This window comes from Actinokineospora pegani (assembly GCF_009745975.1).
In the GTDB taxonomy this organism is placed as follows: domain Bacteria; phylum Actinomycetota; class Actinomycetes; order Mycobacteriales; family Pseudonocardiaceae; genus Actinokineospora; species Actinokineospora pegani.
In genome coordinates this window covers 1-19,193 of the sequence record NZ_WHOL01000126.1, presented here as the reverse complement: position 1 = coordinate 19,193, position 19,193 = coordinate 1, and the positions used below count along the sequence as shown (strand labels likewise).

Annotated in this window: 16 protein-coding genes; 10 read left to right on the top strand and 6 right to left on the bottom strand. The window is 73.8% G+C overall.

Annotation, left to right across the window (positions count from 1 at the left end; translation table 11 throughout):
- Together GCL84_RS27970 and GCL84_RS27965 are read right to left on the bottom strand one after the other, a co-directional pair.
- Positions 1–990, bottom strand: a complete 990-nt coding sequence (locus tag GCL84_RS27970) for a polyprenyl synthetase family protein (RefSeq protein ID WP_156758565.1) — start codon at positions 988–990, stop codon at positions 1–3.
- A 166-nt stretch (positions 991–1,156) separates the two neighbouring features.
- On the bottom strand, positions 1,157–1,795 hold the full coding sequence (locus GCL84_RS27965) for a TetR/AcrR family transcriptional regulator (RefSeq protein WP_156758711.1): 639 nt from the start codon (positions 1,793–1,795) through the stop codon (positions 1,157–1,159).
- 161 nt (positions 1,796–1,956) lie between these two features.
- Here GCL84_RS27965 and GCL84_RS27960 point away from each other — a divergent pair, with 161 nt between their 5' ends.
- The 10 genes from GCL84_RS27960 (at position 1,957) to GCL84_RS27915 (ending at position 13,426) form a co-directional block, all read left to right on the top strand.
- Positions 1,957–3,393, top strand: a complete 1,437-nt coding sequence (locus tag GCL84_RS27960) for an MFS transporter (RefSeq protein WP_156758564.1) — start codon at positions 1,957–1,959, stop codon at positions 3,391–3,393.
- Between the two features lie 31 nt (positions 3,394–3,424).
- A complete protein-coding gene (locus tag GCL84_RS27955; RefSeq protein ID WP_156758563.1) occupies positions 3,425–4,633 on the top strand; it encodes a cytochrome P450 in 1,209 nt (402 codons plus the stop codon).
- Positions 4,634–4,648: 15 nt separating this feature from the next.
- Entirely contained in the window at positions 4,649–4,858 is a 210-nt protein-coding gene (locus GCL84_RS27950; RefSeq protein WP_156758562.1) for a ferredoxin, read from the top strand.
- Entirely contained in the window at positions 4,855–6,021 is a 1,167-nt protein-coding gene (locus tag GCL84_RS27945; protein WP_235926801.1) for an NAD(P)/FAD-dependent oxidoreductase, read from the top strand. The genes GCL84_RS27950 and GCL84_RS27945 overlap by 4 nt, the downstream gene beginning before the upstream one ends.
- A gap of 29 nt (positions 6,022–6,050) precedes the next feature.
- Complete coding sequence (locus GCL84_RS27940; protein ID WP_156758561.1) at positions 6,051–7,796, top strand: FAD-dependent monooxygenase; 1,746 nt, start codon at positions 6,051–6,053, stop codon at positions 7,794–7,796.
- Between the two features lie 2 nt (positions 7,797–7,798).
- Entirely contained in the window at positions 7,799–8,185 is a 387-nt protein-coding gene (locus GCL84_RS27935) for a limonene-1,2-epoxide hydrolase family protein (protein WP_156758560.1), read from the top strand.
- Positions 8,186–8,211: 26 nt separating this feature from the next.
- Positions 8,212–9,402: an acyl-CoA dehydrogenase family protein gene (locus tag GCL84_RS27930; RefSeq protein WP_156758559.1), complete on the top strand. Its 1,191-nt coding sequence runs from the start codon at positions 8,212–8,214 to the stop codon at positions 9,400–9,402.
- Positions 9,403–9,430: 28 nt separating this feature from the next.
- On the top strand, positions 9,431–10,195 hold the full coding sequence (locus GCL84_RS27925) for a transmembrane-type terpene cyclase (RefSeq protein WP_197523561.1): 765 nt from the start codon (positions 9,431–9,433) through the stop codon (positions 10,193–10,195).
- A complete protein-coding gene (locus GCL84_RS27920) occupies positions 10,192–10,986 on the top strand; it encodes a hypothetical protein (RefSeq protein WP_156758558.1) in 795 nt (264 codons plus the stop codon). The genes GCL84_RS27925 and GCL84_RS27920 overlap by 4 nt, the downstream gene beginning before the upstream one ends.
- A 358-nt stretch (positions 10,987–11,344) precedes the next feature.
- Entirely contained in the window at positions 11,345–13,426 is a 2,082-nt protein-coding gene (locus tag GCL84_RS27915; protein ID WP_197523560.1) for a BTAD domain-containing putative transcriptional regulator, read from the top strand.
- A gap of 6 nt (positions 13,427–13,432) precedes the next feature.
- On the opposite strand, the gene GCL84_RS27910 is transcribed toward GCL84_RS27915, so the two are convergent.
- The 4 genes from GCL84_RS27910 to ispG all read right to left on the bottom strand — a co-directional run.
- Positions 13,433–14,056, bottom strand: a complete 624-nt coding sequence (locus GCL84_RS27910) for a helix-turn-helix transcriptional regulator (RefSeq protein WP_235926800.1) — start codon at positions 14,054–14,056, stop codon at positions 13,433–13,435.
- Between the two features lie 103 nt (positions 14,057–14,159).
- The gene (locus GCL84_RS27905) at positions 14,160–15,992 is read right to left on the bottom strand and encodes a BTAD domain-containing putative transcriptional regulator (protein ID WP_197523559.1); all 1,833 of its coding nucleotides are present in this window, start codon (positions 15,990–15,992) and stop codon (positions 14,160–14,162) included.
- A 236-nt stretch (positions 15,993–16,228) separates the two neighbouring features.
- A complete protein-coding gene (locus GCL84_RS27900; protein WP_156758555.1) occupies positions 16,229–18,067 on the bottom strand; it encodes a BTAD domain-containing putative transcriptional regulator in 1,839 nt (612 codons plus the stop codon).
- Positions 18,068–18,091: 24 nt separating this feature from the next.
- Positions 18,092–19,193 (bottom strand): flavodoxin-dependent (E)-4-hydroxy-3-methylbut-2-enyl-diphosphate synthase (ispG, locus tag GCL84_RS27895; protein ID WP_156758554.1); only part of this gene is annotated, 1,102 nt, incomplete at its 5' end.

Below are 19,193 nucleotides of genomic sequence, written 5' to 3'. Positions count from 1 at the left end.
TCAGACCAGGTGGCCGGGGACCGTCAGCGCGGCGAGCGCGCTGCGGTGCGGCGAGGGCGGCAGGTCCGCCAGCGCCCTCCCCGCCTCATCGGCGTAGCGGTGCGACATCGCGCGCGCGGCCGCGACGCCCTGGTGCTCGTCGACCAGCGCCGTTATCCGGCGGTGGCGCTCGTCGACGGTGAGCTCGGCGTCGCCGAGCAGCACCTCGATGGCCCGCTGGTGCTCGCGGGGGGCCCGGCGGTGGGCCAGCAGCACCGGCAGCGTCGGCCTGCCGTTGCGGGCGTCCGATGTGGACGGCTTGCCCGCGCGGGTGCCGTCGAAGGCCATCAGGTCGTCGCGGATCTGGTAGGCGATGCCCAGCAGGTCGCTGTAGTCGCGCAGCGCCGCCAGCTCCAGCTCGGTGGCCCCGCTCAGCGCGGCGCCGACGCCGCAGGCCATCCACAGCAGCCCGCCGCTCTTGTCGCGGATCATGGACAGGTAGCTCTCGGTCGAGCAGATCCCGCCGCCCATCCTGATCTCCTGGATGGCCGCGTCGCCGATGCGCAGACCGGCCTGGGACAGGATGGTCAGCGCGCGGCCGACCCCCTCCACCGGCGCGCCCGCGGCCTGGCAGTCGGCCAGCGCGGCGAACCCGTGGAAGTACAGCCCGTCGCCGCCGACGATCGCCGACGACGCGCCGAAGGCGGCGTGCGCGGCGACCTTGCCGCGTCGCTGCCCGTCGCCGTCGACGATGTCGTCGTGCATCATCGCGCCCACTTGGACGCACTCCACCGCGACCGCGGCGGGCAGCACCGGCCCGACCGTCCCACCGACCGCCAGCGCGGAGCGCACCAGCAGCCAGGGGCCCATCATCTTGCCGAACGGCACCAGGCCGTAGCGGACGAGTTCGTCGAGTCCGGAGACATCGGCGGGCCACCGGGTCTCCACCTCGGACCGGATCAGGGCGGCGATCTCGGGATCGGCCACCTGGGGCACATCGATCTCCGTCATGCGATCGACTGTAGGTAGGCGGGGAAGCGGTTGTCGTGAGGTCGTCTCGGGTGGGGCCCGAAGGGGAAACCGGTCTGGTCTCTTCGGTCCGTCCGAGCCGTTCGCGCAACGGATCTCTTTTCCCACAAGATTTTGCGCGCGCGTAAGGGGGCCCCGCGCGCGGGCGTCACATCGACAGGCCGCCGAGTGCGGTGCGCAACGCGGTCCGGGTGGCGTCGGTGAGACCGCCGGGGGCGGAGCCGCCGTGCCAGGCGTGGTGTTCCACCGCCAGTCGCAGCGCCACGTTCAGCATTCCCGCCTGCACCTTGGTCTCCAGCGCCTCGGTCGCCAGGCCGGTGCGCTCGGCGATCACGCCCGCGAAGGCCGCCTCGGAGTTCAGGTGGCTCTGCAACCACACCGCGCGCAGCGACGGCTCGGTCCTGGTGAGCCGCACCAGGTCCAACGTCGATTCGGGGGTGCGCTCGATGAGGTCGGTCTCGTGCAGCAGCTGCTCGACCAAGGGTTCGCCGTGCGGCCAGGCGCGCAACTTCTCCACCACCACGTCGATCCCGTGCGACAGCAGCGGCAGCACGCAGTCTTCCTTCGACGGCGAGTACCGCCACAGCGTCCTGGTGGAGATCCCCAGCTGCCCGGCGATCTGCTCGGCCGAGGTCGCCGCGACCCCTTGCGCCATGAACAGCTCCAGCGCCGCCGTCGCGATCTGCAACCGGATGATGTCCTTGCGCCGCTCGGTCATCGGCGGCCTGCCCCGGCCGCGCTCGGCCCGCTCCTCCCCGGTCTTGTCCTGGTCGTCGGTCTGCTTCATGATCACGCGCCCATCCTCCCCCGGCCGCGGGGCGGGTGGGGGCCGCCGCGCCGTATCGGGACAAAATGTCTATCAAAGTCAAAATGGCACGGCGTGCCAATTAATGCTACGGTGGGTCCCACAATGCGAGCAGCGGCACCGACACGCCGAGGTGGGGCCCCATGGGCGAGCGGGCAGTCAGGATCACCGATCAGCAGGTCACCGACCATGACGGCACCGATGGCGAGCGCGCCGTCGTGGTCGTGGTGGCGGTGGCCGCCGGGATCGCGGCGATGTCGCAGACGCTGGTGGTCCCGCTGCTCGGCGACCTGCCCGCGCTGCTGGGCGCCGGTCCGGCGGCCACCTCCTGGGTGGTCACCGCGGCCCTGCTCAGCGGCGCGGTGACCAGCCCGGTCATCGGCAGGCTGGGCGACCTGCACGGCAAGCGGCTGGTGCTGCTGGTCGTGCTGGGGTTGGTGACACTGGGGTCGCTGCTGTGCGCGGTGTCCTGGTCGCTGGCCCCGATGGTCGCCGGGCGCGCGTTGCAGGGGCTCGGCATGGGCGTGGTCCCGCTGGGCATCAGCCTGCTGCGCGAGGTGATCTCCCCGCGCCGGGTGGGCTCGGCCATCGCGGTGACCTCCTCGGCGCTCGGCGTCGGCGCGGCCTTCGGGCTGCCGTTCGCCGCCGCCATCGCCGAGGTGGCCGACTGGCACCTGCTCTTCGCCGGTGTCGGGGTGCTCACCGCGGTCATCGCCGTGCTCGTCGCGCGGCTGGTGACCGCCGCCCCCGGTCCGGCCGAGGGCCGGTTCGACCTGGTCGGCGCGGTGACCCTGTCCGCGGGGCTCACCGCGCTGCTGCTGGTGGTCTCGCGCGGCGGCGAGTGGGGCTGGACCGCCCCGGGAACCGTCGGACTCCTGGTCGGCGCGGCGCTCGCCCTGGCTGCGTGGGCAGGCTGGGAGCGGCGCGTCGCCACCCCGCTGATCGACCTGGCCACGGCCACGCGGACACCGGTGCTGCTGACCAACACCGCGTCGGTGGTCGTCGGGTTCGCCATGTACGCGCAGATCCTGATGGTGCCGCAACTGTTGCAACTGCCCGAGGCCACCGGCCACGGGCTGGGCTTCGCGATGCTGGCCGCGGGCCTGCTGATGGCGCCTGCCGGGGCGGCGATGATGGCCGCGTCGGCGGCCGCCGCGCGGATCGCGGCGGCGCGCGGGCCCAAAGCCGCGCTGCTGCTCGGCACTGTCCTAATGGGACTAGGCTACCTGGTGTGCCTGGCCGCCCTGGACTCGGTGGCCGCGCTGGTCGCCGGGACCGTGGTGACCAACGCGGGCGTCGGCTTCGCCTATGGGTCGCTGCCCGCGCTGATCATGCGCGCCGTCGCGCCGTCGGAGACGGGCGCGGCCAACGGGTTCAACACCCTGATGCGCTCGATCGGCTCCGCCGCGGCGGGCGCCGTGGTCGGCGCGGTGTTCGCCGCGCAGGGCAGCACGGCGGCGGGCGGCGCGCACGTCCCGCTGCGGGGCGCCTTCGTCCTGGTCGGCGTCATCGGCGTCGTCGGGTCGGTGGCCGCCCTGGCCGTCAGCGCCCTCATCCCGACCGTGCAGGCGGAACGCTGAAAACCCTTGTCCCCCGAGAGGAATCGCTGAGATGACCGAGGCACACACCGAACCGAAGTCGCTGCCCATCGCCGCGCGCGAGCCCCAGTGCCCCTACCAGCCCGCCGCCGAGCTGCGCGCGCTGCAGAAGGAGGCGGAGCTGCCCAGGGTCAAGGTGCCCAGCCCGCTGCTCGGCGAGTTCGACGCGGTCGCCATCACCCGCTACGAGGACGTCAAGGACGCCCTGGGCGACTCGCGGCTGCAAATGGGCTTCGAGTTCGACCCGGACAAGCCGCGCACCATGCTCAACCAGCCGGGCAACCTGCTCAACTACAACGGCGAGGGCCACAGCAGGCTGCGCCGGATGCTGACCGGGTTCTTCACCATCAAGCGGATCCGCGCGCTGCGCCCGATGATCGAGCAGGTCGTCGCCGACCGCCTCGACGAGGTCGAGGCGGCTGGCCAGGGGGCCGACCTGGTGCGGCTGTTCAGCACGCCCATCCCGACGCAGGTCATCTGCGAGCTGCTCGGCGTGCCCTACGCCGACCGCGCCGACTTCCAGCGCCGGGCCAAGGTCGGCCTGGACGTCAACACCACGCTCGAGGTGCAGGTCCAGAACCTCAAGGACATGGACGAGTACATGTCCGGCCTGGTCGCCGCGCACCGGCGCAGCCCGGGGGAGAACATGCTCGGGCAGGTCGTGCGCGACTTCGGCCACGAGCTCGACGACGACGAGCTGACCGGCATCGGCAACATGCTGCTGATCGCGGGCCACGAGACCACCGCCAGCATGCTCTCGGCCAGCGCCGCGCTGCTGCTGCAGAACCCCGAGCAGCTCGCCGTCGTCCGCGACGAGCCCGAGGCGGTGGACCGCGCGATCGAGGAGCTGCTGCGCTACGTGTGCCCGGCGACGATCATGCCGCGCGAGGCCGCCGAGGACTTCGCCGTCCGCGACCAGGAGATCCGCAAGGGCGAGCGGGTGGTCTTCTCCATCCTCGCCGCCAACCGCGACGAGCGCGACGACGTCGAGGGCGATCCCGACACGCTCGACGTGCGCCGCCCGCAGCGCCCGCACGTCACCTTCGGCCACGGCGCGCACCAGTGCCTGGGCCAGCAGCTGGCCAGGATGGAGCTGCGGGTCGCGCTCCCGGCGCTGTTCCAGCGGTTCCCCACGCTCACGCTCGCCGTCCCCGACGACGAGGTCGACTACCGCACCACGGCGCTGGTCTTCGGCGTCAACGCCCTGCCGGTCACCTGGTAACCCGAGGAGGCGACGATGAAGGTCGAGATCGAGGAGTTCAAGTGCGTCGGCGCCGGGCACTGCGTCGTGGCCGCGCCGGAGGTGTTCGACCAGCGCGACGACGACGGCGTGGTGATCCTGCTCGACGCTGACCCGCCCGAGCACGAGCACGAGAACACGCGCGAGGCCGCGCAGTTGTGCCCGGCGGCGGCGATCCTGCTGCTGGAGAAGGCGACGTCGACGTGAGCGGGGCCGTGACCGACGTGCTGGTGGTCGGCGCGTCGGCCGCCGGTCTGGCCACGGCGGAGGCGTTGCGCCGCAAAGGCTTCACCGGCTCGCTGTGTCTGGTCGGCGAAGAGCCGCACGCGCCGTACGACCGGCCGCCGCTGTCGAAGAAGGTCCTCACGGGGCAGTGGACGGCCGAGCAGGCCGCGCTGCGCCCGCCCGAGGTCATCGCGGCGCTGGACGCCGACGTCGTGCTCGGCGCCCGGGCGTCCGGTGTGGACACCGCGGCCGCCGAGGTCGAGCTCGAGGACGGGCGGCGCCTGGGCTACGGCCACCTGGTGATCGCCACCGGCCTGGTCCCCAGGGTCCTGCCCGCGTTCGCGGGCCTGGCGGGCGTGCACACCCTGCGCACCGTCGAGGACACCGCCGCGCTGCGCGCCGACCTGCTCGCCGCCCGCGAGGTCGTCGTGCTCGGCGCGGGCGTCCTCGGCTGCGAGATCGCCGCCACCGCCCGCGCGCTGGGCCTGCGCACCACCATGGTCGACCCGGCCCCGCTGCCGATGGTCGCCCAGGTCGGCGCCGAGGTCGGCGGGTTCCTCGCCGACCTGCACCGGGACCAGGGCGTCGAGGTGCTCACCGGCACCAAGGCCCACGCCCCGGTGGTCGCCGACGGACGGGTGACCGGCGTGGTCACCTCCGCGGGGACCCTGGACGCCGACGTGGTCGTGGTGGCCATCGGCTCCACCCCGGCCACCGGCTGGCTCGCCGACAGCGGGCTGGGCATCGACGACGGGGTCGTGTGCGACTCCCGGTGCCGGGCCGCCGAGAACGTGTGGGCCGTGGGCGACGTCGCCCGCTGGCACCACGAGGGCTGGGACCGGTCGGCGCGCATGGAGAACCGCACCAACGCCACCGAGCAGGCGCTGGCCGTCGCCGGGAACATCCTCGGCGCGGACCGGGCCTACACCCCCGTCCCCTACTTCTGGACCGACCAGCACGGCGTGCGCGTCCAGGTGCACGGCGACCTGCTCGGCGGGCCGCTGCGCGTGGTCGACGGCGACCCGCGCGACCGCAAGTTCGTCGCCGTGGCCGAGCGCGACGGGGCCGTCGTCGGCGTCGTCGGCTGGAACAGCGCCAAGGGCGTGCGCACCGCCCGCCAACTCATCACAGCGGACCACCGCTGACCCGGGGTCCCCATCCGAGGAGCCGCACGATGTCCGAAGTGTCAGTCCCGGTCCTGGTGGTCGGCGGAGGCGGGTGCGGCCTGGCCGCGTCGATCTTCCTGTCCGACCTGGGCGTGGGGCACCTGCTCGTGGAGCGGCGCGCGACCACGTCCGCGCTGCCCAGGGCGCACTACCTGAACCAGCGCACGATGGAGGTCTTCCGCCAGCACGGCCTGGCCGAGGACGTCTACGCCGTCAGCGCGCCGCTGGAGAACATCGGCGAGGTCGTCTGGCGCACGTCGCTGGCCGGTGACGGCCCGCTCGACGCCCGCGACCTGCACCGCATGGACTCCTTCGGCGGCGGCAGCACGGCCGCCCCCTACGCCGAGGACAGCCCCGGCCCGTCGACCAACCTGCCCCAGCACCGGCTGGAGCCGCTGCTGCTGCGCCACGCCACCGAGCGCGCGCCCGGCAGCCTGCGCTTCAACCACGTGATGGAGGGGTTCACCCAGGACGACAGCGGCGTCACCGCCCTGGTCACCGACCGGGTCACCGGCGAGTCGACCACCGTGCGCGCGCAGTACCTCGTCGCCGCCGACGGCGGCCGCAGCGTCGGCACGCGGCTGGGCGTGTCCATGGTCGGCGACGGCGGCGCGTTCAACGTCATCTCCGTGCACTTCAGCGCCGACCTGTCCGCGCACTGGCCCGGCGACAAGGTGCTCATCACCAACTTCGTCAGCCCCGACGGCGGGCGCATCTCCCGCTACGGCATGGTCGCGATGGGTCCGGACTGGGGCCTGGCTTCCCAGGAGTGGGCGCTGCACTTCCACCTGCCCGTGGGCGTCACGCCGGAGACCGACGACGCGTCGGTCACCGCCACCGTCCGCGAGCTGCTCAAGCTGCCCGACCTCGACGTCACCGTGCACAAGGTCAGCCAGTACATCCCCGAGGCGGTCATCGCCGACACCTTCCGCGTCGGCCGGGTGTTCCTCGCGGGCGACGCCGCGCACCGGCACCCGCCCGCCACCGGCCTGGGCCTCAACTCCGCCGTGCAGGACGCGCACAACCTCGCCTGGAAGCTGGCCGCGGTGGTCGGCGGGCACGCGGGGGAGGGGCTGCTCGACACCTACGAGCCCGAGCGCAGGGCCGTCGCCGAGCGCAACGTCCCCTGGGCGATGTACGCCTTCCGCAACCACGCCGTGGCGCACGCCGGGCTCGGCTTGTTCCCCGGGCAGCCGCCGGAGGCGACCAAGGCCAACTTCGAGGCGCTGTTCTCCGAGACGCCGATGGGCGAGACCCGCCGGGTCCGCGCCGCCGAGGTGTTCCGCACCCAGCGGGTGGAGTACCAGGCGCACGACATCGAGATCGGCATCGCCTACCCCGAGGGCGCCTTCGTCCCGGACGGCACCCCGCCGCCGCCGCTGGACCCGATGGGCGCCGAGCACCACCCGGTGACCATCCCCGGCCACCGGCTGCCGCACGCCTGGCTCGACCCCGGCGAGCAGGTGTCCTCGCACGACCTGGTCGGCGCGCACGGCGGGTTCGCGCTCATCACCGGCACGTCGGACGGCGCCTGGGCGGTCGCGGCCAAGCAGGCCGCCGACGCCCTCGGCGTCCCCATCGCCGTCGCGCCCGTCGCCACCGGCCGCTGGGCCAGGGTGCGCGGCGTCGACGACGGCGGGGCCGTGCTCGTCCGCCCCGACAACCACGTGGCCTGGCGCAGCGGCGCCGACGGCCCCGACCGGCTGACCGACGTGCTGCGCCGCGTCCTCGCCCACCAGAGCACCGGGAGCTGACCATGTCCGAGAGCGACAACGAGAAGCTGGTCCGCGAGTTCCTGACCAGGATGGGCCCGACGCCGGGCGACGTGCGGGCCGCGGTCGAGGAGTTCCTCACCGACGACGTCGTCTGGGAGAACCCCGGGTCGCCGGTGTGCCGGGGCAAGGCGGCGGTGCTGGAGCTGATGCCGCCGGACTTCGCCCAGCTCGACGTCGAGTTCCGCCACATCGCCCACGCGGGCGGCACCGTCCTGGTCGAGCGCGTCGAGGACATGCTGCGCGTCGACGGGACGCCGATCGCCCGCAACCTCAAGGTGATGGCCGCCTTCGAGGTGCGCGACGGCCGGATCGCGGCCTGGCGGGACTACTTCGACATCACGAACCTGATCTCCGCCCAGCGGGACTGACGCGCACCAGACACAGGAGGCAGTCCATGACGAACACGGTCGAACCCACCGCGCCCGCCGCCACCGAGCGCTGGGCCGGTGTGGTCGAGCGGGTCCACTCCGTCGGCGACACGCTCGCCGCCGGGGTGGCCGAGGGCGACCTGGAGCGCAGGCTCCCCGACGCCACGCTGCGCGCGATCGACGAGGAGCGGTTGGCGGCGCTCTGGACCGAGCGGCGCTACGGCGGCCTGGAGACCGACGTGCGCACGCTCAGCGAGGTCACCAAGGCGCTGGCCCGCTACTGCCCGTCGACGTCCTGGGTGGTCAACAACATCAACGGCTCCAACCTGCTGGCCACCCGGTTCCCCCGGCGTGTGCGCGACGAGGTGTTCGGCGACAACCCGGGCGCGCGGCTGGCCTCGATCTTCGCCGCCCCCGGCGCGGCGACCCCGGTCGACGGCGGCTACCAGCTCAGCGGCAAGTGGCCCTACGCCTCGGGAATCCTGCACGACGACTGGGCGATCCTGCTGGCCAAGGACCCCGGCGGAGCGCCGCTGTCGGTGCTGGCGCCGGTCGCGGACCTGGTCGTCCAGGACACCTGGAACACCGTCGGGATGCGCGGCACCGGCAGCCACACCGCCACGGCGACGGACGTGTTCGTCCCCGGGCACCGGGTGATCTCCTTCGCCGACCAGCTCGGCCGGGCCAACACCACCGACTTGTCGCTGCCGCCGCTGCTGCGCACCGCCGCGGTGGCGGGGATGGCGGTGATCTGCGCGTCGGTGGTCGTCGGCGCGGGGCTCGCGGCGCGGGCGCACGTCGTCGACAAGGCCCCGGCCAAGGGGATCGCGCCGACGGTCTACAGCAGCGCCCCGATGTCGCAGACCTTCGTCTCCGCGCTGGGCGGCACCGCGCTGACCCTGGACGCGGCGGAGATGCACGTCAGCCGGGCCGCGGACGTGCTCGACGCGGCCGCGGCGGCGGGTGTGGGCGTGCCGGACGCCGAGCTGCGCCGCATCCGCGGCGATGTCGGCCAGGCGGTCAACCTGGTCACCACCGCGCTCGACGAGTTGATGTGGGCGCACGGCGCGGGCGCGTTCGGCCTGTCCAGCCCGTTGCAGCAGTACTGGCGCGACGCCAACACCGCCGCCCGGCACGCCATGCTCAACACCCGCGTCGGCCACGAGCTCTACGGCGGGGCGTTCTTCGGCCTCGACAGCATCGTACCTAGCCTCTAGGAATCCAGCTCTAGGAAAGGGTGCCCCCGTGGACTGGTTGCCGCCGTTCCTGTTCCCGATGTCCGAGGTGCCGCCGGTCTCGATCGGCCGGGCGGACGTGCCGCAGTGGCTGTTCGCGCTCACCGCGGGGCTCACCGCGCTGGGCTGGCTGACCACCTACGTGCTGGCGATCCGCCAGGCCGCGCGCGACAGCCGGGTGGCCATCCCGGCGTTCCTGGTCGCGGTGAACTTCGCGTGGGAGTTCAGCCTGACCTTCCTGCTGGAGCAGTACCCGGAGCAGCGGGTGATGAACGGCGCCTGGGCCGTTGTCAACTCGGTGCTGGTCTACCAAGCCTTCCGCCACGGCCGCCGCGACCACACCTGGCTGTCCCCCAGGGGCTTCCGCTGGGCGCTGGGCGGGATGCTGGTCTGGGCGGCGCTGCTGGTCATGGCCGGGGCCAACGAGTTCCACGACCTGGACGGCATGTACATCGGGATGATGGTGAACGTCCCGCTCAGCGCCGGGTTCCTCGTCATGCTGCGCTCGCGCGGGTCCTCGGTCGGCCAGTCGATGCACATAGCGGTGGCGAAGTTCGTCGGATCGCTGTTCGCCGGCCTGACCGGGTTCATGCTCTACCCGTCGCGCACGCTGTTCCTCGTCCTGATCCCGACCATGGTCGCGCTCGACGTCGTCTACATCGTGTTGCTGCGCAGGAGGATGCTGGCCGAGGGGCGGCCGCTGTGGGACCTGCGGGCCCGCGCGCCGCGACCGGCCGAACGGGCCGCCACCGAGGTCGAGGAGGTGGCGGTATGACGGTCACCGACGTCGTCGGCCTCGGGTCGACCCGGTACGACCAGTGCTGGATGAGCGCAGGCGAGGTGGAGCGCGACTCGTTCTTCGCCGACCCCACCCAGGACCACATCCCCGCCGTGGCGCTGGCCGACGCGGCCGTGCGCGCCGCCGCCGTCATGCTCGGCCGGGTCGACCGCGACCGGGACTCCAGCGCGGTGACCGCGTTGGTGGTCGCCTTCCCCGAGCCGTGCAGGCGCGGCGTCCGCACCGACCTGCGGCTGGCCGCCCCCGACCTGTGGCGGGGAGCCAGCGGCGTGCGGTTCGCGGTGGGCCAGGGCCGCGTCGAGGTGTGCCGCGGGCAGGTCTGGGTGTCGCACTCCCGCGACGACGAGCTGTTCGCCCCCTGGATCCTCGACCCGGGCTCCCGGGCGGGGCACACCCTGCTGGACAAGGCCGAGCCGTGGCGGGTGCTGGTCGGCCCGCCCCGGCGCACCCCGGACTCCCGGTTGACCGCGACCATGGTCGGGCCGTCGGCGCCGGGCGACGCGGGCGTGCAGCAGGTCAGCCTGCTGCTGGAGGCCGTCTGCCAGGTCGCGACCCTGGTCGCCAAGGCGGACGACGACCAGGACGTCCGGTTCGACGTGCGCTCGTTGACGCTGACCCTGACCGGCGGCGGGCCGTGGTTGAGCTACCCGACCCTGGAGTGCCTGGCGTGGGACCGCACGGCCGGGCTCGGCCGCGCGCTGATCGGCGTCAGCGTCGACGGCGTGTCCGGCGGCGAGGTCCTCGTCAGCGGGGTTCTACGCCGTTGACCCGTAGCGACTTCCAAAATTAACTTTCGCGTAGTTTGCTTGCTGGCCGCCCATTCCCCCGGGGGGAAATGGGCGGCCAGCGGCACGTGCAATTGAATTAGCCGGCGCGTTCCCCGCCGCTCGGTGGTGGTGCCCGCTCGGACAACTCCAACCGGGATCGGGCCCACTCGGTCATCGTGGACTGGGAAAGTCGCACGTCCATCGTCCCGAAGTGATCGAGTGGTGACCGAGTCGACGCCGCCTGCGCCCAATCGGTCAGTTGACCGTGCGCCACCCCACCATGGGTTCGTAATCTTTCTGGTACGGCTCGAATACCTCGCCGACTGGTGCGGTCCCATGAATGGATGAGGGAGTGCGCATGGCTCCGGAAGCGGATCTGCACGTCGTCCTGCTGGGGCGGCCCGCCCTGCTGCGCGGCGGCGAGCGCGTCCCGCTGGGCAGGGGCCTGCCCACCGCCGTGCTCGCCACGCTGGCGTTGCAGGCCAACCAGGTGGTGTCCAAGGCCGAACTGGGCGACGCGCTCTGGGACGGCTCGCCGCCGCGGGGCGCGCGCGACCGCATCTACACCTACGTCTCCGCGCTGCGCCGGGCCATCCACGGCGACGCGCACACGGGCCCGGACGTGCTGGAGAGCGGCTCCACCGGCTACCGGCTGCTGCTGCCGCCCGACGCGCTGGACTCCGGCCTCGTGCGGCGCCACCGCGACGAGGCCAGGGCGCACCGCGGCCGCGGCGACGCCGTCGCCGAACTGTCCTCAGTGGAGAGCGCGTTGGCGCTGTGGCGGGGCGAGGCGCTCGCGGGCGTGAACGGGCCGCTGGCCGAGTGCTGGCGCACCCGGATGGAGGAGGTCCGCCTGGGCCTGCGCACCCGCCGCGCGCACCTGCTGGTCGCCGCGGGCCGCCCGGGCGAGGTCGTCGACGATCTGCGCGACCTCGCCGCGAGCCACCCCGCCCGCGAGGACGTCTACCACTCGCTCATGCTCGCGCTGTGCCGCTCCGGGCGGCCGGGGGAGGCGCTGGAGGTCTACAGCGAGGCCAGGCAGGTGCTGGTCGACCGCTTCGGCACCGAGCCGGGCGCCGCGCTGCGCGCGCTGCGCCGCGGCGTGCTGGCCGCGGGCTCCCCGCGCACCGCCCGGCCCGCCCCGGCTGCGGACGGGCCCCGCCAGGTCGGCGCGATGGAACGCCTCTCGAATGCCCGGCCCGTCACCTTCGTTGGACGCGCGGAGGGCATCGAGCGCATCCGCGCCGACGTCGAGCGCGTCCGCGCCGGACGCGGCGGCGCGCTGTGGATCGACGGCGCCCAGGGGTCGGGCAAGTCCGCGCTGATGGCCGAGGGGCTGGCCCGCGCCCTGGCCGATACGGAGGACTGCGTCGTGGGCTGGGGCACCGCCGACCGCGCGACGGCCAGCGTCCCCTTCGGGGGCCTGCAGGACTGCCTGGCGGGCATCGACCCCGACCTGCGCGAGCAGGTGGGGCTGTCCGCGCCGGACGCGGTCACCGGGGGTACGGGGCCCAGGACCGAGGCCAGGCTGTGGCTGGGCGCGGTGATCTCCACCGTGCGCGCGCTCGTGGAGTCCGCAGGCGGGCGGCCGGTCTTGCTGGTCATCGACGACCTGCACCAGGCTGACGAGGAGACCCTGCTGGTGTGGCGGCACCTGCTCACCACCACCGACTCGCTGCCGCTGCTGCTGGTCAGCGCCTGCAGGCCGCTGCCCCGGCGGCGCAACGTGGACCTGCTGCGGGTGCTGGCCACCGAGTCCGGCTGCGGCCACATGGAGCTGACCGGGCTCGACGACGTCGACGTGGTCGACCTGCTCGACCGCGCGCACCCCGGGGTGCGCACGACGGCGGCGCTGGTGGCCACGATGTCCGGCGGCAGCCCCGGTTTCGCCGACGCCATCGCGCGGGCCTCGCTGCGGCGGCCAATCGTGGACTGGCCCGCGATCCCGGCGGAGGTGGCCGACAAAGTGCACGCGCACCTGGCCACGATGTCGAAGGCGACCAGGGAGATGCTGAGCTGCGCGGCGCTGCTCGGGGACTCGCACACGGTGGGCGACATCCTGCGCGCCAGCGGCAAACGGGCCCACGACCTGCTCAACCTCGTCGACGAGGCGCTGACCGGGGGGATCTTGTGTGAAGTGGACGGAGCACGGCTGCGCTTCCGGCACCCGGTGGTGCGGCGCGTGCTGGCCGAGGCGGCACAGGGGGACCGGAGCGGAGAGGAGCCCGCGGCTGAGATCGAGGACCAGGCGCGGCACGATGGGCCTGCGCTCGAAGGGTCGGAACTGGCTGGGCAGGCGCTCGAGGGGCCCGCGCTCGAGGCAACGATGTTGTCGACGTACGGGGCCCGGCCCGCGGCAGGACGCGCGGCGCTGCGCGACCACCCGGGTGCCGGGTTGGTGCCCGTCCAGCGGGCTGTCCCCCGGCCTAGGCAGGCCTGACCGGCCTCAGATCACGCCTGCCCGCAGGGCGTAGGCCACCGCGTGCGGGCGGTTGCGGAGCTTGAGCCGGTTGGTCATCCCGAAGATCACCCGCTTGACCGCGCGCTCGGAGAAGCTGAGCTTGACCGCGATCTCCGCGGTGTCGAACCCGTCGGACATCAGCCGCAGCACGTCGATCTCGCGCGGGGTCAGCCCGGAGCTGTGCAGGCCCTGCGGGGTCAGCACCTCCCGCTGCACGTGCCGCACCTGCTTGAGCAGGTCGCCGAGGACGTCGGTGGGCAGCATCCCGCCGCCGACCGCGGCGGTGCGCACGGCGTCGGTGATCCGCTCGCCGCTGGCCACCGACCTGGGCAGCACCGCGACCACGTTGCACTCCACGGCGGTCATCAGGTCCGCCCGCTCGATCTCGTTCACGATCAGCACGACGGGCGCCCCGGAGTACGCCTTCATCCGGCGCAGCAGCGAGATCACCTCGACGCTCAGGCTGTCGGCGACGCACACGACCACGTTGGCCGCGTCGGGCCGGTCGTCGGGGACGGTCCCCAGGCCCGGCTGCGCGTCGAGGTGGCTGCCCAGCACCATTCTGGTCAGCGGGTCTTTGGCATGGACTAGCACGGTGACCGACTCCACCACTGCCTCCTTGGTTGGTAATTGGCCCACGTGAGAAGTCTGCGGTGCGCACCTACAAGATCTCTCTACGTGTTCTGCGCGACTGGGCCAAGACCTCGACACCTCAGACGGCGAACTGCTGGTATGCGGCCAGCCGCAGCTGCGGTGGGACGCTCTCGTAGAGCACGCGCCGCACCAGGGGCTGCGAGAACCGCACACCGGAGCCCTCAGCGTGCACCGCGCCCGCTTGCAGCGCCTCGCCCAGCACGTCGACCAGGCCGCTGGCGGGGGTGTTGGTCGCCACCGCGAGGTCCGCCACCGCGCACGTCTCGCCCAGCAGCGCCATCGCCCGCAGCGCCTCGCCGACCAGGGGGGAGAGCTGGTCGACGTGCCTGACCACGGCGGCGACCACCGGGCCGGGCACCGACCGCCACCGGTGCGCGTGCCCGTGCTGGGGCACCGCCTCGGCCATCGCCACCAGGTAGGCCGGGTTCCCGCCCGCCAGCGCGACCATCGTGCGCGCCGCGGCCGCCGGGTGCTCGCCGAGCCTGCCCAGCAGGTCGTGCGCCTCCTGCTCGGTCAGCGGCGGCAGCGGCAGCGCCTCCGCGGTGACGAAGGCCTTGGCCAGGTGCATCTCGCGGCGGCACGGCAGCGGCCGCGCCGCGGCCACCAGCAGCAGCGGGCGGTGCTCGGTCAGGCCGCGCAGCTGGTGCCAGGCGGCCAGGCTCTCCGGGTCGGCCCAGTGCAGGTCGTCGAGGACCAGCACCAGCGGCCCGGCGATGTGCGCGCCCACCACCTGCCGCACGTGCTCCATCGCCGCGGTGGCCTGCGCCCCGGCGCTGGCGCCCAGTGGGGAGGCGGCCGGGCGCGGCAGCCGCGCGCCGAGGTCGTCGAGGCATTTGTCCAGGGCGTGGAAGGGGATCTGCTGGGTCAGCTCGTCGCCGCAGGCCCAGGCCACGGTGTGCGTGGCCACCGCGTCGCCGGAGAGCGCCTCGGCCAGCAGCGCCGTCTTGCCCCCGCCCGCGGGCCCGTCGATCCACACGCTGCCGCCCCGGCCCTCGGCCACCGCCGCCAGCGCCGCGCGCACCCGCGCCACGACCTCCGCGCGCCCCACGAACGGCGTCGACCCCCGGGCCGGGGACGGGGTGCGGCGGGTGCGGTGGGTGCGCGTCGGCGTCGGTAGCTGGCCGACGGTCATGTCCCCGGCGAGGATGCGCTGGTGCAGCGTGCGCAGCTCGTGGCCGGGCTCGGTGTCGAAGCGGTCGACGAGCACCGAGCGCGCCGTGCGGTAGGCCTCCAGCGCGTCGGTCTGCCTGCCCGCCCGGAACAGCGACGTCATCAGCAGGCCGTGCACCGCCTCCCTGGCCGGGTGCCTGCGCACCAGCTCGATCAGCTCGTCGACGACCTCGTCCGACCTGCCGTCCGCGATGACCAGCGTCGCCCGCCGCTGCACCACGGCCAGCCGCGCCTCGGCCAGCCTGGCCCGGTGCGCCTCGGCCAGCGGGCCGGGCACTCCCGCCAGCGCCTCGCCCCGCCACAGCCCCAGCGCCTCCTCGAGCACCCCGAGTTCGCCGTCGGTGTCGCCCGCGTCGCGCAGCGCGTAGGCCTTGTCCCGCAGCCGCACCAGCCGGTTGACGTCGAGCTCGTCGGGGGCCAGCGAGAGCCGGTACCCGGAGTTGGAGCCGCTGATGGTGCCGCTGCCGCGCGCGCGGTCGGGCTCCAGGGCGCGGCGCAGCGCGGAGATGTAGGTGTAGAGGCTGCCGGAGGCGCTGACGGGGGCGTGCTGGCCCCACACCGCGTTGATCAGCTCCGGGCGGGACACGATGGACCCGGCACGCAGCGCCAGCGCGCTGAACACCGCCAGCCGCAGGCCGCCGCCGAGCTGCACGGCGCGCTCGCCGTAGCAGGCCGCGGGTTCACCGAGCAGGGCAACCGACAGCGAGTTCCCCGTACTCACCCGGACCTCCACGTGGCGGGGTGGCTGGCACTCGGACCGCCTGGCGCGCACACCGGCCGTCAGGCCGAGATCCGCACGACACGACCCAACCGAAACGATAAAGCATCGACTCGACCACCGGAAGGCCGCAGGGACCGCCGCCGGGTCAGACCTCGGCTCTCGCCACGGCGAGGATGGCGGTGAATTGGCGCGGTGGGGGCGCGTTCGTGGGCTGCGCGCCCGGGGCCGCTGCCGGGTCAGTCCCCGGTTTTGGCCGCGGCGAGGATGGCGGTGAACTGGCGCTGCAGCGGACTGCGGATCGGGGCGGGGATGCGCTCGTAGGCCGCGCGCCACAACGGGGCGGTGCGGAACGAGAGGAGGTCGTGCTCGCGGACCAGCACGTGCGCGGCGAGCGCGGTGTCGACGGCGGCCCCGACCTCGCCCCGCGCCGCGTCGGCCACCAGCACCAGGTCCGCCTCGGCGAACCGCACGCCCAGCACCGCCGCCGTGCGGACCACGTCGACCACCGCGCTCGGCAGCGCCAGCAGCATCCGGTGCGCGGCGGCGGCCGACGAGCGGACCGGCGGCCGCCAGTCCGTCTTCGCCGCCTCCGGGCCGCCGCGCAGCGACCCGGCCAGCTCCACCAGCCGCATCGGGTTGCCCATGGCCTCGGCGGCCAGCCGCTCCGCGGTCCAGGTGGCGCACCCGGTGGTGACCCGCAGCAGGCTGACCGAGTCCTCTGTGGTCAATGGGGTGAGTTCGAGCACCGCGCCGCCCGCCCGGTCCACGGCCCCGCGCAGCAGGTCCAGGTCCTGCCTGCCCCGGACCGGCCAGGAGGTGGCGACCAGCAGCAGCGGCAGCCGCGCGGTCATGGCCACCAGGCGGTGCCAGAAGCGGATCGTGGCCGGGTCGGCCCAGTGCAGGTCCTCTACCACGACCACCAGCGGCGCCTTGGCGCACGAGCGCTCGACCAGCTCGGCCAGCCGGTCCTCGGCGGGGTCCTCGTCGGCGCCGGGGGCCAGCCGCCCGCCGGGGACCAGGTCGATGTCGAAGCAGTTGAGCAGCACCTGCAGCTCGAACCGGGCCAGCAGCTCGTCGGCGTCGCCCCAGCCGATCGCGCAGCCGCGCGCCTGCGCGCCCGCCAGCGCCGTGTGCAGCAGCGCGGTGCGGCCCAGGCCCTCGTCGCCCTCCACCCAGACCGCGCGGCCGGTCCCCGCCGCGACCCCGGCGAGCAGGTCCCGCACCCGGCGCACCGCGTCGTCACGGCCGATCAGCTCGGGGACGGGGTCGCGGGACAGGGCCGCGCGCGCCGCGGCGGGCAGCACCGGGCCCGGCGCCCGCCTCGGCCCGACGGAGACCGCCCCGCCGCCCGCCCGGATGTGGGCGTGCAGGCCCGCCAGCGCGGGCCCGGGGGAGATGCCCAGCTCGCTGGCCAGCACGCGGCGGGACTCCTCGGCGGCGGCCAGCGCCTCGGCGTGCCTGCCGCCCCGGTGCAGCGCCAGCACCAGCAACTCCCTGGCGGACTCGCGCAGCGGCTGCTCGCGGACCAGCTCGTCGGCGTCGGCGACGATGTCGGCGGCGCGGCCCACCTCGATCAGCACCCGCGCGCGCTGCTCGACCGCCGCTGTGCGCGCCTCGGCCAGCCGTTGCCCCTCGAGCTCGGCGAACGGCCCCGGCACCGCCGCGTAGGCCTCCCCGCGCCACAGCGCCAGCCCGGCGGACAGCTCGTCGGCCGCGGCCTCGAGCCTGCCGACCAGCAGCAGCCGGTCGGCCGCCGAGCGGTGCCGCTCGAAGGCGCGCACGTCCACGTCTGCCTCGGCCAACCGCAGCCGGTAGCCGTGCCGCGTGGTGTCCAGCAGCTCGCGGGCCGGGCCGAGGGCGCGGCGCAGACCGGAGATGTAGGTGTGCAGGTTGCCCTGGGCGTTGGCCGGGGCGCCCGCGCCCCACACGGCGTCGACCAGCTCGCGCGAGGGCACGCTCTCGTCGGCTTTGCCCACCAGCACGGAGAACGCCGCCCGCTGACGCGCGGTGCCCAGGGCGACTTCGTCGTCGCCGATCCACGCCCGCACCGGACCCAACACCTCGACGCGCAGCACGACCCTGACCCTATAGCCCCGCGCTCAGCCGGTCACGACCGTCGGCTCGCCGACGACGTCGGTGTAGCCGGGGCCCTCGGCGATGCGCATGGCCTCTTCGATGAGGGTCTCGACGATCTGGTGTTCGGGGACGGTCTTGATGACCTCGCCCTTGACGAAGATCTGGCCTTTGCCGTTGCCGGAGGCGACGCCGAGGTCGGCTTCGCGGGCCTCGCCGGGGCCGTTGACGACGCAGCCCATGACCGCGACGCGCAGTGGGACCTCCATGCCCTCCAGGCCTGCGGTGACCTGCTCGGCGAGGGTGTAGACGTCGACCTGGGCGCGGCCGCAGGACGGGCAGGAGACGATCTCGAGCTTGCGTGGGCGCAGGTTCAGCGATTGCAGGATCTGCGTGCCGACCTTGATCTCCTCGACCGGTGGGGCCGACAGCGACACCCGGATGGTGTCGCCGATGCCCTGGCGCAGCAGCGCGCCGAAGGCGACCGCGGACTTGATGGTGCCCTGGAAGGCGGGTCCGGCCTCGGTGACGCCCAGGTGCAGCGGGTAGTCGCACTGCTCGGCGAGGATCTCATACGCCCGGACCATGACCACGGGGTCGTTGTGCTTGACCGAGATCTTGATGTCGTGGAAGTCGTGCTCGGCGAACAGCGACGCCTCCCACAGTGCCGACTCGGCCAACGCTTCCGGGGTGGCCTTGCCGTGCTTGGCCAGCAGGCGGGGGTCCAGCGACCCGGCGTTGACCCCGATCCGGATGGGGGTGCGGTGGTCGCGGGCCGCGTGGGCGATCTGTTTGACCTGGTCGTCGAACTTGCGGATGTTGCCCGGGTTCACCCGCACCGCCGCGCACCCGGCCTCGATCGCGGCGAAGACGTACTTGGGCTGGAAGTGGATGTCGGCGATCACCGGGATCTGCGACTTGGCCGCGATCGCGGGCAGCGCCTCGGCGTCGTCGGCGGACGGGCAGGCCACCCGGACGATGTCGCAGCCCGCCGCGGTCAACTCCGCGATCTGCTGCAACGTGGCGTTGACATCCGAGGTCAAGGTCGTCGTCATCGACTGCACCGAGATCGGGTGGTCCGAACCGACACCCACCGTCCCGACCTGCAACTGCCGGGTCTTGCGGCGC